The sequence below is a fragment of the Reyranella sp. genome (assembly GCF_965249915.1).
Classification (GTDB): domain Bacteria; phylum Pseudomonadota; class Alphaproteobacteria; order Reyranellales; family Reyranellaceae; genus Reyranella.
In genome coordinates this window covers 2849665-2864173 of the sequence record NZ_OZ252257.1, presented here as the reverse complement: position 1 = coordinate 2864173, position 14509 = coordinate 2849665, and the positions used below count along the sequence as shown (strand labels likewise).

Below are 14509 nucleotides of genomic sequence, written 5' to 3'. Positions count from 1 at the left end.
CCCATCGGCCCGCGTCCGCTAGGTTGCTGAAACCAAACGAAAATCAGCAGGCGTAACTCATGTCAGACCCGGCAAAAATCGTCACCGCCTGCATCCTCGTGATCGGCAACGAGATCCTGAGCGGCCGCACCCGCGATTCCAACATCCAGTATCTTGCCACCGAACTGGGCAAACTCGGCGTCCGGGTCATGGAGGCCCGGGTTATTCCCGACGTCGAGGCGACCGTGGTGGCGACCCTGAACGAGGTGCGCGCCAAGTTCGACTACGTGTTCACCACCGGCGGCATCGGCCCGACCCATGACGACATCACCGCCGACTGCATCGCCAAGGCGTTCGGCGTGGGCATTTCCGAGCATCCCGAGGCGGTGGCCCGCATGACCCGGCACTACGGCGACCCGGCCCTGTTCACGCCGGCGCGGCGGCGCATGGCGCGGGTCCCGCATGGCGGCGTGCTGGTCGATAACCCCGTGTCCGTGGCGCCCGGCTTCCAGATGGAGAACGTCTTCACCTTCGCCGGCATCCCCAAGGTTGCCGAGGCGATGTTTCAGTCGATGAAGCACCGGCTGGTCGGCGGCACGCCCGTCCTCTCACGCACCGTGCGGACCGACCTGGCCGAAGGTATTATCGCCGAGCCGCTGGGCGCGCTGCAGAAGCGTTTCGAGGATATCGACATCGGATCCTATCCGGCCTTCCGTAACGGCAAGCCCAGCGTCTCGCTCGTCCTGCGCGGCACGGATGATGCAAGGCTCGTCGAAGCGGTGGCCGAACTGATGTCGACCCTCCGCGGCATGAACGGCGAGGCCGAGGAATTTCTGACCTGACGCAACTGACCGGACGAGCAAGGCAAGGGTCCTTCGCTGCGCTCGGGCTGACATCGTCGTGGGCCATGGCGCCGTGCGCCGCCGCCGACCAACCTGTCATCCTGAGCGCAGCGGAGGACCTTTCGCTTGGGTCCCAATCACGGCCCGGCGCATGAAAGGCGTCGGCCGGCACCTCACCTCATGGTCTGCGCTGATCGCCCTCACCGTACCGGTGACGGCGTTGATGCTGTGGCTGCACGCGCCGGCCGCGCTGATGCTGGGGCCATTACTCGCCGGGGTCGCTTTCGCCTCGTGGGGCGGCAAGGTGACCTATCCCGTGCCGGTCTTCGCGGTCGCGCAGGGCATCGTCGGCAGCATGATCGCCAGGATGGTCCCGCTCACGATCGTGGGCGACATCGTCGGGCACTGGGCGCTGTTCACGGTCGGCGTCGTCTCGGTCGTCGCCGCCAGCACCTGGGTGGGCTGGCAGATGACGCGCTGGCAGATGCTGCCCGGCACCACGGCGCTGTGGGGCGTGAGCCCGGGCGCCGCCTCGGTGATGACCTACATGGCCGAAGCCTATGGCGCGGACATGCGCATGGTGGCCTTCATGCAGTATCTGCGCGTCGTCATGGTGGCCGCCGTCGCGGCCGGGGTGGCGCGTTACTTCGGCGGTGCCTCCCAGCACGCGCCGGACGCGATCGTCTGGTTCCCCGAGGTCGCCTGGGTGCCGTTGCTCGAGACCCTGGCGCTGGCCGGCGTGGGCTCCTGGCTGGCGCGCCGGCTCAGCATTCCGGCAGGCGCTTTCCTGGTGCCGCTGGTCGGCGGCATCGTGCTCACGCATATGGGCTGGCTGCGGCTCGAACTGCCGACCTGGCTGCTCGCGGGCTGCTATGCGCTGGTCGGCTGGAACGTCGGCCTGCGCTTCACGCGCGCGCTGCTGGTCCACGTGCTGCGCCAGCTGCCCGGCATCCTGCTGTGCATCTTCGTCATGCTGGCGATGTGCGGCGCGGTCGCGGCCTTCATGGTGTTCGCCGCCGGAATCGACCCGCTCACTGCCTACCTCGCCACCAGCCCCGGCGGTGCCGACTCCATCGCCATCATCGCGGCCTCGACCGACGTCGACGTGTCCTTCGTTATGGCCATGCAGACGGTCCGCCTGCTCGTCGTACTGTTCGCCGCGCCTTACATCACCAAGGTCATCGCCGACCGGATCGGTGGCCTGGGAAAGAGCTGACGCTTCAGTTCTGCCGGCTGCGTCCGACCTCGACGACCCGGCCATCCGTCATCAGAACCACGAGGCTCACGGATTCGATGCCGGGGTCGACCGCCAGCATCGGCCGCTCCGCTTGGCGCAGCGCGTTCCAGGAGGTTCGGTCGAAGGGCTCGGCGACGGTCGTCGTGAAGTCGCCCTGGGTGATCTCGCGGTCGGTCAGGCCCTCCGGCCATTCCGGCAGTTTCGCGGTCGTGTCCTGCGTCATCGCTTCGATGCCGCTCAGTGCCCGCTTCATGTCCGCCCGCGTCTCGAGAGCGGACTGGTAAATCTGCACGATGAAGCCCGGTGTCGCGGCGCTGTAGAGGGGGCGGCCGTCCGGCGCCCGGATTACCAGCGCGGTCGCGGCATTGAGGCAGTCGGTGCCATCGGAGAAGACGTCGATGACATAGCCGCGCCCCGCCGCGGTCCACGGCACCGTGTCCGACACGCTGCAGTCGCCTTTCGTCGGCCCTGCCGCGATCAGGGCTCCGCGATTGGTCGGCTTCTGCGGCATCGCCTGCGCCCGCAACCACGCGCCGAGCGCGCCGGGCAGCGCCTTCGTCATCGCTGCACCGTCGTCGACCTTTGCCAGGGCGGGAACCTTCGCAACGGGAACGATCTCGAGCGAAATCGGGGCATTGCCCGGCAGGACCTTGTCCGGTGCGTCGTCGAACTTCGGTTCGCCTCCCGGACGCCGCGAGACGAACAACACGACCGCATTCGCGCAATCCGGCCCGCGCACGATGGCGTCAGCAGAGTAACCCGGCCCCGCCGTGTCCCACGGCAGGCTGACGCGGCCATCGCAGTCGGCGGCGTGGGCGACGCCGGCAACAACGAAGAAGACGGCAGAGACTAAGGCGCCAACAGTCGAGAAGGTCATGCGCAGTAATTTGCATCGAGATCGCACGAACGTCGAGCGAACGACGATTGATGTCATGTGTCCAGGCACGGGGCGGACCGCGCGTCATGGCACCGTCGCCCCAAGCCGGAGGCTCTCGGTCGGGCTACGATCTTAGCGCGAACCCGCGGCCAGCGCGTACCGCCGGAAGTTGTCCCCTCGACTCCACTGCCTGGAGTTGTCAAAGTCCAGGATCGATCTAGGTGGAGGCGCATGCCAAGCCAGATGAGTCGCAGGCAACGCATAGGCGGTGGCAAGCACTTGTCGCCGCAACCGGTGTCGAGCCAGATGTCTGCTTCGAACATCGCGAGGATTTTTGCCGCAGCGGTCCGGCACCATCAGGCGGGACGGCTGGTTGAAGCGGAGCGGCATTATCGCCAGGTCCTTGCCATCGCCCCCCGCCACGCCGACAGCCTGCATCTGCTTGGCGTCGCTACCTTTCAGGCGGGACGCTCCGATCTCGCCATAGAGCTGATCGACCAGGCTCTCGCGGTCCAACCTGACTACCCCGAGGCGCTGTGCAATCTCGGCAACGCGTTCATCAACCTCTCCAAACTGGAAGACGCGGCTGCGAGCTACCGCAAGGCGCTGGACCTCGCGCCGACCTATCTCGAACCCCAGGTCAACCTCGGGAACGTCCTTGAGAGCCTCGGGAGACCAGACGAGGCAATAGACTGCTACCGCAGGACGATCGCCCTGCAACCCAACCTTTCCGAGGCGCACAACAATCTCGGTGTCGCTCTGTACGGCCAAGGCCGCGTCGACGAAGCGATAGCGAGCTACGAGCGCACGCTCGAGATCGACCCCAACTTCGCCATGGCCCTCAATAACCTTGCAGCGGCGCAGCTCGCCCGGGGCGAGCCGGCGGCGGCCTTGCACGCGGTAAGGCGTTCGCTCGGGACCCGGGAGTCCGACGATGCCAAAGCGCTGCTGGTCGCTTGCCTTAGCCGCGTGCGCGACGTGGGGGCTGACGGCGGGTTGCGGTTCCTCATGATGCGAGCCTTGTCGGAGGCGTGGGGGCGACCGGATCAGCTCGCGCGGGTCTGCATAAGCCTCATCAGGCTCGATCCCGAAATCGCCGGATGCGTCAGGCGCGCCGTGCAGGCATGGCCGCAACCGTTGCCTGGGAAGCTCCTGTTCGGACACCGGGGCCTGGCGGCCGTAACGGCCGATCAGCTGCTGATCGCCCTGCTCGATGCCGCTCCGATCGGCGATATCGATATGGAGCGTTTCCTGACGATGGCGCGGCGGGTGCTGCTCGATGTCGCCGGCGATGCTGCCCCAACACCCGAAGGAATCGCCTTCCATAGTGCGCTTGCCCGGCAGTGCTTCATCAACGAGTACGTCTTCGCCGTTTCTGACGATGAGCTCCGAGCCGCTGAAGCGTTGCGCGAGTCATTGTCGGCGGCTTTGGATACAGGCGCGTCGGTGCCGGCGTCTTGGCTGTTGGCGGTCGCGACCTACTTTCCACTCCAGACCGTCAAGCAATGGCCCAGGTTGCTGGAGAGGCCGTGGCCCGACCATATCGGATCGCTTCTTACTCAGCAGCTCCATGAACCGGCAGAGGAACGTCGACTCGCCGCCGCTCTTCGCCGGCTCACCGACATCGACGACAGCGTCTCGTTGGCCGTTCAGAGCCAGTACGAAGAGAACCCGTATCCGCGTTGGGTGAAGCTTCCGTGCGCGAAGGGGGCCGATTGCATCGAGTCCTATCTGCGCCAGACATTCCCGCTGGCAGCCTTTGCTCCCGCTCCGGCTGCTGGCAGGACGGAGATACTGGTGGCAGGCTGTGGCACCGGCCAGCATCCGATCAGGACTGCGCAGCAGTTCAACAAGGCACGCGTGCTGGCCGTCGATCTCAGCCGCAACAGCCTGGCCTATGCCGCGCGCAAGGCGCGCGAACGCGGGCTTTCATCGATCGAATTTGCCCAGGCCGATTTGCTGAAGCTGGGCGCATTCGATCGCCGCTTCGATGTGATCGAGGCGAGCGGTGTGCTGCATCATCTCGAGGACCCCTGGACCGGATGGCGCACGCTGCTGTCTCTGCTAAAACAGGGCGGGTTCATGCTGCTCGGCCTCTACAGCGTGAGCGCTCGGCGAAACGTGGCGCGGCTGCGCGAGTACGTCGCCGGGCGAGGTTACGGCTCGACCGCCGGCGAGATACGGCGCTGTCGCCAGGAACTGATGGATATGGACGGAGGCGGCCGATCGGCGCATTCAGTGTCATCGGACATGTTCAGCATCAGCGGGTGCCGCGACCTTCTCTTCCACGTTCAGGAGAAGTGCCTCACCCTCGCGGAAATCGAGCTGTTTCTCCGCGAAAACGATCTCACGCTCATCGGATTCGAGATCGCGCCCGATGTTCTGCACGCCTATCGGTCACGATTTCCGGACGATTGCGCCGCGACCGACCTTGCACGGTGGCAAGTCTTCGAAGACGAGAACCCGGACACGTTCGCCGGCATGTATCAGTTCTGGACTCAGAAGAGGGCGCGCTAGACTCATTCGGGCTTTCACGAATATCCGAGATTTCCGGGAGAGGGCTCCCCCGTCGGTCAGGTATTCGCCGCCCGGTGCACCGTCTTGGCGCGGGTTGCCAGCAGCTTGTCGATGCGGCGGCCGTCCATGTCGAGGACCTCGAAGCGCCAGCCGCCGATGGTGACCGTGTCGCCTTCCTTGGGCAGGCGGCGCATGGCGGCCAGCACCATGCCGGCTGCGGTGTGGAAGTCGGCGGTGCGCTTGGTGGTGATGCCCAGCAGCTCGGTGAGTTCATCGGCCGGCATGCTGCCTGCCACCAGCCACGACCCGTCGTCGCGCTCCTTGGCCTCGGGTTCGGCCGGGCCTTCGTCGGTCTGGAAGGCGCCGACGATCGCTTCGAGAATGTCGGCGGTGGTGACGATGCCCAGCAGCTCGCCATACTCGTCCTGCACCAGCACCATGTGCGCGGGCGAATTCTTCAGCGTGTCGAGCACGTCGAACCCGTCCATCGTATCCGGCACGATGGGCGCCGGCCTGACGAGGGCGCGCGGATCTGCGGCGCCGTCGCGGATGAAGGCGTCGAGCAGGTCGTTCTTGCGCACGACGCCGGCGGCGTGGTTCACGGCCGGGTCCCAGGCGACCAGCCGGGAGTGAACGCTGGATTGAACGGCCTGGAGCAGGGCCTGCGGGGCGAGCGACAGGTCGACGAGGTCGAGCTCGTGCCGCGGCGTCATGATGGCCCGGGCGGGTCGGTCTCCCAGGCGCATGACGGCGCTGATCATGCCGCGCTCCCGCGGCTCGATGACGCCCGAGGATTCGCCGTCGGCGATCAGCGCCTTGATCTCCTCGGCCGTCACGGCGGCGTCGGCGCTCTGCCGTCCGCCCAGCAGGCGCAGGACCGCCTTGCCCGAGATGTCGAGCAGCCAGACGAGCGGTGCGGATATGCGCGCCAGCATCGCCATGCCCGGCGCCACCGCCGCGGCGACGGCCTCGGCGTTGCGCAGCGCGATCTGCTTGGGCACCAGCTCGCCCACGATCAGCGACAGATAGGTGATGAGCGCGACCACGCCGCCATAGGCCAGCGGTTCGGCGAAGCGCAGCGGCATGCCGGTGTCGACGAGCACCGTCGTGAGGCGCGCGCCGAGCGTGGCCCCGGAAAAGGCACCGGCGAGAATGCCGACGAGAGTGATGCCGATCTGCACGGTCGAGAGGAAGCGGCCCGGATCGTCGGCCAGGCGGAGCGCCGCGGTCGCGCCGCGCGACCCGCCCTCGGCCATGGCCTTCAGCCGGCCCCGGCGCGCCGAGACGACCGCCAGTTCCGACATTGCGAGGACACCGTTGATGAGGATAAGGACGAGGGCGATCAGCAGCTCGATATAGACCATCGGTTCAGTCTATCTGCGCTTAGGGACGGAACGAAGGCGCTTGGTACAGCTTGTTGGAGCTCACAGGCCTCCGGGACAAAGCGCTCTTAAGGATAAAACGGGGTTTCGAACCGCGGAGGAGACAGGTTGGCGAAACGGGTACAGTCGCCGCGCAGAATTCTTTACTGCCAGACGGCCAAAACATCGACGGCAGGAACCGTGATCAGCCTGGCGCCATTCGCGGCAGGTTCGGTCTCCCGCCAGCGGACGGCGGCCAGGTAACCCAGCGTATATCCAAGAGATCGTGGGTAGTTCTTGCTTCGACCATAGAACCACGCGGCATGGTCATAGGATTCCGCGTGAACGGCTTCGTTGAAAAAACTGGCTGCAACGTCAGGCGTTACGGCGCACTCCCAGGGTTCAGGGGGATTGCCGAAGATTTCCTTCACGAAAAGACCGGCGAGTCCTTCGCTCACGATGGCTTCCCTGAGACTGCTACCATAGCCGGGATTTTCGTAGCGCGCGCAGTGATGAACCTCATGGGCGATTTGCCGGCGCAGGACCTCGTTCGCCAGACTCGCCCGGAAGTTGGGATTGCCACGATCGAACGTCAGGGAAAACAAATCCTTGCGGTAGGCATTCCCGACCATTCCGATTTCGGGAATCACCCAATCGCCCCACTGGATCAGTATGTCGACTTTCGGTGGGTCGATCAGTTTCGATACCAGCAGATATGTCGTCTCGACTTCGGTGGTGATTCGCGACCGCACATCGGCAAAATCGCCTGCCGCCTCAAGCCAATGCAGTTTCCAGTTATGCATGTATTCCCTGGCGCGACACTAGCGTAGCGTACATTACTTCTACAACCGACGGGGCATATCCTACCGTCTTTCCAGTCCGAGAGCTGGAGTGCGCCAAGCCGCCCGGATCGTCGGCCAGTCGCAGCGCCCCGGTCGCGCCGCGCGAGCCGCCCTCGGCCATGGCCTTCAGCCGGCCCCGGCGCGCCGAGACGACCGCCAGTTCCGACATTGCGAGGACACCGTTGATGAGGACGAGGGCGATCAGCAACTCGATATAGACCATCGCTTCAGTCAAACTGCGTTTCGGGTCGGAACGAAGGCGGGACGGGCGCGGCTCTTGCAAGGGCGCGTGCGGGAAATCGCCCCCAAACCCCTCATTCGAAATCGTGTACGTTCGTTCCATGACCGCTTTGCATGACATGACCGCCGGCGAGCTGCTCGCCGCCTACAAATCCAAGTCGCTGTCCCCCGTCGAGGCCACCGACGCCGTGATCGCCCGCATCGAGGCTTGGGAGCCCAAGCTGAAGGCGCTCTATGCCCCCGATTTCGAGGGTGCGCGCAAGGCTGCGAAGGCTTCCGAGGCGCGCTGGCAGAAGGGGGCGCCGCAGGGCGCGCTCGATGGCGTTCCCATCACCATCAAGGAGAACATCGCGACCAAGGGCGTGCCGATGCCGCTCGGCACGGCGGCGACCGAGCTGGTGCCAGCCGCCGCCGACGCGCCCGCCTCGGCGCGCGTGCGCGAGGCGGGGGCGGTCATCCTCTCCAAGACCACGATGCCCGACTACGGCATGCTGTCCTCCGGCCGCAGCTCCTTTCATCCGCTGACGCGAAACCCGTGGAACCTCGCCTGGAATCCCGGCGGCTCCAGCGCCGGTGCGGGCGCGGCGGCGGCGGCGGGATACGGCCCGCTGCATCTCGGCACCGACATCGGCGGCTCGGTCCGCCTGCCGGCGAGCTGGAACGGCATCTTCACCCTGAAGCCCAGCCTCGGCCGCGTCCCGGTCGACCCGCCCTTCTTCGGCCGTGCCATCGGGCCGATGACGCGCAGCGTCGCGGACTCCTGCCTGCTGATGGCCGAACTTTCCAAGCCCGATTGGCGCGACCACATGAACCTGCCGTCGGCCGCCATCGACTGGAGCGCCGGGCCGCTCGAACCGAAGGGCCTCAGAATCGGCCTGCACCTGGACGCGGGCTGCGGCATGCCGGTCGAGCCGGAAACCAAGGCAGCGATCGAGGCGGCGGCGAAGCTCTTCGCGGCGGCCGGTGCGCACGTCGAACCCGTCGCGCCGTTCATGACCCCCGCCATGCTCGACCTCCAGGATATCTTCTGGCGGGTGCGGAGCTGGGTCGATTTCTCGGCGCTGAGCCATGCACGCCAGGCGAAGGTGCTGCCCTTCATCGCCGACTGGTGCCGCGCCGGCGCCGATGTTTCGGGGCCGATGGTGATCCGCGGCGTGAACAACTACATGGCCATCCGCGCCGCCACCGTGAAGGCGACGCAGCCGTTCGACTACGTGCTGTCGCCGACCTCGCCGGTCCCCACCTTCCCGGCCGAATGGGAAATGCCCTCCAACGACGTGAACCGGGCGATGGACCATATCGGCTTCACCATGCCCTACAACATGAGCGAACAGCCGGCCGCCTCGATCAACTGCGCCTACACGAAGGAAGGCAAGCCGATCGGCCTCCAGATCTCGGGACGCCGCTTCGACGATTCCGGCGTGCTGCGCCTGTCGCGCTGGTTCGAGACGGTGCGCGGCGAGCAGAAGAAGTGGCCCGAGCCGCCGAAATAAGGCGCACGCCCTGATGGAGTACGACGTCATCGTGGTGGGCTCGGGCGCTGCCGGCCTGTCGGCGGCACTTGCGGCCGCGCACGATGGCGCCCGCGTGATCGTGCTCGAGAAGTCCCGCTGGCTCGGCGGCACGACGGCGATGTCGGGCGCGGGCACCTGGGTGCCGTGCAACCATCACATGAGGGCGGCCGGCATCGAGGACTCGCCCGAGGAGACGATGCGCTACATCAAGGGCGCGGCGCCTCCCGGCTGGGAGGAGAGCGAGCAGGAGCTCTGGCAGGTGCTTGCCGAGCAATCGGCGCCGATGCTGCGCTTCCTGGAAGACGAGACGCCGCTGCGCTTCGAACTGGTCAACCATCCCGACCCCTATGCCGATTTGCCGGGCGGCAGGCCGTTCGGCCGCATGGTCTCGACCACGCCACTCAGCAAATTCCTTCTCGGGCGGTGGTGGAACCGGGTGCGGGCGTCGGTGAAGACGCAGCTCTTCACCTATCGCGAGCTGGTCGACGGCGTCCTCAAGAACCCGGTGCGCGGGGCGCTGGGCATGGCGCCGACCCTGCTCTGGCGACTGCTGACGGCGCGGGTCGGGGCGGGCAACGCGCTGGTGATCGGACTGGTGCGGGGCTGTCTCGACAAGGGGTGCCACATCGAACTCGAAGCACCGGTCCATCGGCTGGTAATGGACGGCGATGCGGTGGCAGGCGTCGAGGCCACGGTCGGCGGCGAGCGGCGCACGATCCGGGCCACGCGCGGTGTCGTGCTGGCGACCGGCGGCTTCGACTGGAACCGCGACCTCATGGCCAGGTACTTCCCCGGCGTCGACCTCACCGGCGCGCCCGACACCAACACCGGCGACGGTCAGGTGATGGCGGCCGAGGTCGGTGCCGAGCTCGCGCACATGGACCAGGCACTGATTTCGCCTGCGACCTTCACGACCTACGAAGGCCGCCGCCACGCCCAGCCGCTGCTCGAGACCTACGCCCCGCATGTGATCCTGGTGAACCGCGACGCAAAGCGCTTCGTCAGCGAAGGCAGTCCGGCGCTGGGTGTCGCCATCGACGAGCGCGGCCCCGACGGCCGTCACCTTCACCTTCCGGCCTGGCGGATCTTCGACGTGCGTTACGCCAAGGCGATGACGCTCTCGATGCACTTCGGCTCGAAGGAGAAGGGGTTCATTCGCAAGGCCGACACGATCGAGGCGCTGGCCGGCCAGATCGGCCTCGATCCCGCGGCGCTGCGCGCCACCGTCGACCGCTTCAACGGCTGGTCTAAGGAAGGCACCGATCGCGATTTCCATCGCGGCGAGACGGTGTGGGAGCGCTTCTATACCAAGAACCGCGCGCTCGGCACGGTCGAGCAGGGGCCGTTCTACGCCGCGCCCTTCCTCTATGTGAGCCTCGGCACCAAGGGTGGCCCGCGCACCGACCGGTACTGTCGCGTGCTGCGGCCCGACCGCAGCGTGATCGGCGGGCTCTACTGCGCCGGGATCGCGATGGCGAGTCCGATCGGCACCAAGTCGGTCGGCGCCGGCACGACGATCGGGCCCTGCCTCACCTTCGGCTACGTCGCTGGCCGCGCGATCACGAAGCGCAATGTCTGATCGGCCGCCCCGTGGTCCGCTGGGCATTCTGATGCTCGACACGCGGTTTCCGCGGATCGTCGGCGATGTCGGCAATGCGGCGTCCTACGACTTCCCGGTGATCTTCCGGCGCATGGAAGGCATCGGGTCTGCCGATGCGGTGGCGGCGCATCCCGATACGCCGCGCGTGCTGGCGGCGTTGAAGGCGAATGCCGAGGCGCTGGCGGCGGAGGGCGCGGTCGGGCTGGGGACGAGCTGCGGGTTTCTCGCGCTCTATCAGGACGACCTTGCGAAGGTGTCCCCGGTGCCGGTGGCGACCTCGGCGCTGCTGCACATTCGCAAGCTGGCAGGACGCAAGGCCGGGGTGATCACCGCTTCGGCGAAGAACCTGACGCCGGCGCATTTTGCGGCGGTCGGCGCATCCGGCGATACGCCGGTCGTCGGATTGCCCGAGGACAGTTCGTTTGCGGGCACGTTTCTGCGCAACGGGTTGACGCTCGATCGCGAAGCGGTCGAGCGCGAAGTGGTGGCGGCGGGGCGTGACCTTGTGGCCCGGCATCCCGAGGTGGACACGGTGGTGCTCGAATGCACCAACCTGCCGCCCTACAAGCCGGCACTGGAGAAGGCGCTGGGCCTGCCGGTGCTCGACGTGCTCGATCTGCTGAAGGACTTCTACGTCAGCCTGGGAAGGCCAGCTTCGGAAGGACCATGACCGACCACGGCCAGATCGTGATGATGGCGACGGCCGCGACCAGCAGGAAGAAGAAGGGCAGCGAGGCCTTGGCCACGTACATGCTGTCCTTGCCGCTCATGGCCTGCAGCACGAACAGGTTGAAGCCGACCGGCGGCGAGACTTCCGCCATCTCGATCACCAGCACCATGAAGATGCCGAACCACACGAGGTCGAAGCCGGCGGCCTTGATCATCGGCAGCACGATCGAGGTGGTGAGCAGGATCATCGAGATGCCGTCGAGCGCGGTGCCGAGCACGATGTACATGACCGTGAGCACGGCGATCAGCATGAAGGGGCTGAGGCCCAGGCTGTTCACCCAGGCCGCGAGCGCCAGCGGCACGCCGGTATAGCCCATCGCCACGGCCATGAACGAAGCGCCTGCCAGGATCAGCATGATCATGCAGGTGAGGCGCACCGTGCCCATGACGCTGTCCCAGAACGATTTCCAGGTGAGCATGCGCGACCAGATCGAGATGGCCAGCGAGCCCATGACGCCCCAGGCCGCGCACTCCGTCGCCGTCGCCCAGCCGAAGATCAGCGAGGCGAAGACCAGCAGGATCAGCAGGGTGCAGGGGATGAGGTTGGCCGATTCCTTCAGCCGCTCGCGGAAGGTGAGGTGCTTCAGGTCGTCGGGCGGCGTCTTGTCGGGATTCCGGAGCGACCACCAGATGATGTAACCCGAGTAGAGCGCCATCACGATCAGGCCGGGAATAAAGCCCGCGAGAAAGACCTGGATGATCGAGACCTCGGCGGCCACGGCATAGACGACCATGGTGATCGAGGGCGGGATCAGGATGCCGAGGGTCCCGGCGCCGGCCAGCGAGCCCAAGCTCATCTCCTCGTCATAGCCGCGCTTCTTCAGCTCGGGCAGCGCGATCTTGGCAATGGTGGCGCAGGTCGCGGCCGACGAGCCCGAGACCGAGCCGAAGATACCGCACCCCAGCACGTTCACGTGCATCAGCCGGCCGGGCAGCCAGCCGACCCAGGGCGCGAGGCCGCGGAACATCTCCTCCGAGAGTTTCGTACGGAACAGGATCTCGCCCATCCAGATGAAGAGCGGCAGAGCGGCCAGCGTCCACGAATTGGCGCCGCCCCAGGTGGTGGTGGCGAGGATCTGGCCCGCCGTCATCTTGCCGGCCAGCAGCAGCGAGACCCAGCCGCAGGCCATCAGCGACATGGCGATCCACACGCCCGCGCCCAGCAGCAGGGCGAGCACGCCCAGCAGCAGAAGGCCCATCTCCAGCAGGTCCATCGTCAGACTCCGCTCTCGGCGGCGCGCTCGATGATTTCGTCCGCCGTCTTGGGCGGATCGCGCATGTAGCAGGGCTTGTTGCCCATCAGCACGCGCACGAACTCGTCGACGAAGGCGACCAGCAGCAGGACCACGCCGACGGCGAGCGCCGATTGCGGGATCCAGATCGGGATCGCGATCACCCCCTGGGCGAACTCGTTGAAGCGCCAGGAATCGTAGACCATCTTGGACAGGAACCAGGCGAACAGTGCCAGAAACGTGCCGCCGGTGAACAGCGCCACCAGTTCGACGAGCCGCCGCCGCGAGCCCTCGAAGCGGTCGACCAGCAGGGTGACGCGGATCAGGTCGCCCTGCTTGAACGTATGCGCCAGGCCCAGGAAGCACATAGCGGCGCAGAGCCATCCGGAGATCTCGTCGCCGCCCTTCAGGTTGATGCCGAACTCGCGGCCGATCGACATCAGCATCATGACGACGCAGATGGCGATCAGCATCAGCCCGGCGAGAGCGCCGCAGACCCAGTAGAGAATGTCGATAAAACGGCGCAAGGATCGCTCACTGCTTCTTGTAGGCGTCGACCAGCTGCTGGCCCTCGGCGCCGGCCTTGGCCAGCCAGTCCTTGGTCAGCTGATCGCCGAACTTCTTGAGGTCGCTCATCAGCTGCGGCGAGGGCTCCAGCGTCTTCATGCCCTTGGCCTTGAGCTGGTCAGTGTACCAGTTCGTCTTCTCCTCGCAGAGCTTCCAGCCGCGCAGCTCGGCCTCGGCGGCCGCCTTGAGCAGGGCGTCCTGCTGGGCCTTGTCGAGCTTGCCGAAGGCCTCCTTGTTCACGAAGATCATGTTCTTCGGCAGCCAGGCCTTGGTGTCGTAGAAATGGTCGAGCGATTCCCAGACCTTGCTGTCGTAGCCGGTCGACCCCGAGGAGATGAACGCGTTGGCGACGCCGGTCGCCAGTGCCTGCGGCAGGTCGGCGGCCTGGATGGTGACGGGCACCATGCCGGCCAGCTCGGCCAGGCGCGTCGTGCCGACATTGTAGGCACGGAACTTCAGACCCTTGAGATCGGCGGCCGAGTTCACGTCCTTCTTCGTGTAGAGGCCCTGCGGCGGCCAGGGCACGGCAAACAGCAGCATCATGCCCTGCGCCTCGAGTTTCTTCTCGAGCAGCGGCTTCTGCGCCTTCCACAGCTTCATCGCCTCGGGATAGGAGGAGGCGAGGAACGGCACGACATCGGCGCCGAACAGCGCGTTCTCGTTCTCGAGGTTCGACATCAGCAGCTCGCCGATCTGCGCCTGGCCCGACTGAACCGCACGCTTGATCTCCGGCACCTTGAACAGCGAGGCGTTGGAATGGACCTGGATGGTGAGCTTGCCGTCGGTCGCCTTCTTCACATCATCTGCGAAGGTCTGGATGTTCTCGGTATGGTAGTTGGTGGCGGGATAGCCCGTCGGCATATCCCACTTGGTCTGGGCGAATGCCGGTGTCGCGAGCAGCATCGCAGCCGATGCGAGAAGAAGTCTGCGCTTCATGGATTCAAGTCTCCCAAGGTCCCTGTCGGGCGGATC

At 66.3% G+C, this 14509-nt stretch carries 13 protein-coding genes; 6 read left to right on the top strand and 7 right to left on the bottom strand.

The genetic code is table 11. The annotated features are described in order from the left end of the window. Window positions 1-59: 59 nt before the first annotated feature. Window positions 60-821, top strand: a complete 762-nt coding sequence (locus ACP15H_RS14140) for a competence/damage-inducible protein A (protein WP_425066819.1) — start codon at window positions 60-62, stop codon at window positions 819-821. A 151-nt stretch (window positions 822-972) separates the two neighbouring features. Beyond that, window positions 973-2037, top strand: a complete 1065-nt coding sequence (locus ACP15H_RS14135) for an AbrB family transcriptional regulator (protein WP_425066818.1) — start codon at window positions 973-975, stop codon at window positions 2035-2037. 4 nt (window positions 2038-2041) lie between these two features. Here the strand turns inward: ACP15H_RS14135 and ACP15H_RS14130 are convergent, their stop codons facing one another. Then, window positions 2042-2935: a hypothetical protein gene (locus tag ACP15H_RS14130; RefSeq protein ID WP_425066817.1), complete on the bottom strand. Its 894-nt coding sequence runs from the start codon at window positions 2933-2935 to the stop codon at window positions 2042-2044. Window positions 2936-3166: 231 nt separating this feature from the next. Here ACP15H_RS14130 and ACP15H_RS14125 point away from each other — a divergent pair, with 231 nt between their 5' ends. Next, window positions 3167-5452 carry a tetratricopeptide repeat protein gene (locus ACP15H_RS14125; RefSeq protein ID WP_425066816.1) on the top strand — a complete coding sequence of 762 codons (2286 nt, stop codon included), beginning with the start codon at window positions 3167-3169 and terminating at the stop codon, window positions 5450-5452. A gap of 56 nt (window positions 5453-5508) precedes the next feature. Here ACP15H_RS14125 and ACP15H_RS14120 read toward each other — a convergent pair whose 3' ends face one another. The 3 genes from ACP15H_RS14120 to ACP15H_RS14110 form a co-directional block, all read right to left on the bottom strand. Continuing rightward, window positions 5509-6816 (bottom strand): hemolysin family protein, encoded by a 1308-nt coding sequence (locus tag ACP15H_RS14120; RefSeq protein WP_425066815.1) that lies wholly within the window; start codon window positions 6814-6816, stop codon window positions 5509-5511. A gap of 161 nt (window positions 6817-6977) precedes the next feature. Then, window positions 6978-7616 (bottom strand): DUF2268 domain-containing putative Zn-dependent protease, encoded by a 639-nt coding sequence (locus tag ACP15H_RS14115; RefSeq protein WP_425066814.1) that lies wholly within the window; start codon window positions 7614-7616, stop codon window positions 6978-6980. Continuing rightward, on the bottom strand, window positions 7609-7878 hold the full coding sequence (locus tag ACP15H_RS14110; RefSeq protein ID WP_425066813.1) for a CNNM domain-containing protein: 270 nt from the start codon (window positions 7876-7878) through the stop codon (window positions 7609-7611). Before ACP15H_RS14110 ends, ACP15H_RS14115 begins: the two co-directional genes overlap by 8 nt. Window positions 7879-7996: 118 nt before the next feature. On the opposite strand from ACP15H_RS14110, the gene ACP15H_RS14105 reads away from it, so the two are divergent. Genes ACP15H_RS14105 through ACP15H_RS14095 form a run of 3 tightly spaced genes read left to right on the top strand, consistent with a single transcriptional unit; the run spans window position 7997 to window position 11679 of the window. After that, window positions 7997-9388, top strand: a complete 1392-nt coding sequence (locus ACP15H_RS14105) for an amidase (RefSeq protein WP_425066812.1) — start codon at window positions 7997-7999, stop codon at window positions 9386-9388. 13 nt (window positions 9389-9401) lie between these two features. Beyond that, entirely contained in the window at window positions 9402-10988 is a 1587-nt protein-coding gene (locus ACP15H_RS14100) for an FAD-dependent oxidoreductase (protein ID WP_425066811.1), read from the top strand. After that, on the top strand, window positions 10981-11679 hold the full coding sequence (locus ACP15H_RS14095) for an aspartate/glutamate racemase family protein (RefSeq protein WP_425066810.1): 699 nt from the start codon (window positions 10981-10983) through the stop codon (window positions 11677-11679). Before ACP15H_RS14100 ends, ACP15H_RS14095 begins: the two co-directional genes overlap by 8 nt. Here the strand turns inward: ACP15H_RS14095 and ACP15H_RS14090 are convergent. The 3 genes from ACP15H_RS14090 to ACP15H_RS14080 are packed head-to-tail and all read right to left on the bottom strand — an operon-like array spanning window position 11645 to window position 14473. Beyond that, entirely contained in the window at window positions 11645-12952 is a 1308-nt protein-coding gene (locus ACP15H_RS14090; protein WP_425066809.1) for a TRAP transporter large permease, read from the bottom strand. The two genes, ACP15H_RS14095 and ACP15H_RS14090, sit on opposite strands and share 35 nt — an antisense overlap. A 2-nt stretch (window positions 12953-12954) precedes the next feature. Next, entirely contained in the window at window positions 12955-13497 is a 543-nt protein-coding gene (locus ACP15H_RS14085; protein ID WP_425066808.1) for a TRAP transporter small permease, read from the bottom strand. 7 nt (window positions 13498-13504) lie between these two features. After that, the gene (locus tag ACP15H_RS14080) at window positions 13505-14473 is read right to left on the bottom strand and encodes a TRAP transporter substrate-binding protein (RefSeq protein ID WP_425066807.1); all 969 of its coding nucleotides are present in this window, start codon (window positions 14471-14473) and stop codon (window positions 13505-13507) included. Between the last annotated feature and the right edge of the window lie 36 nt (window positions 14474-14509).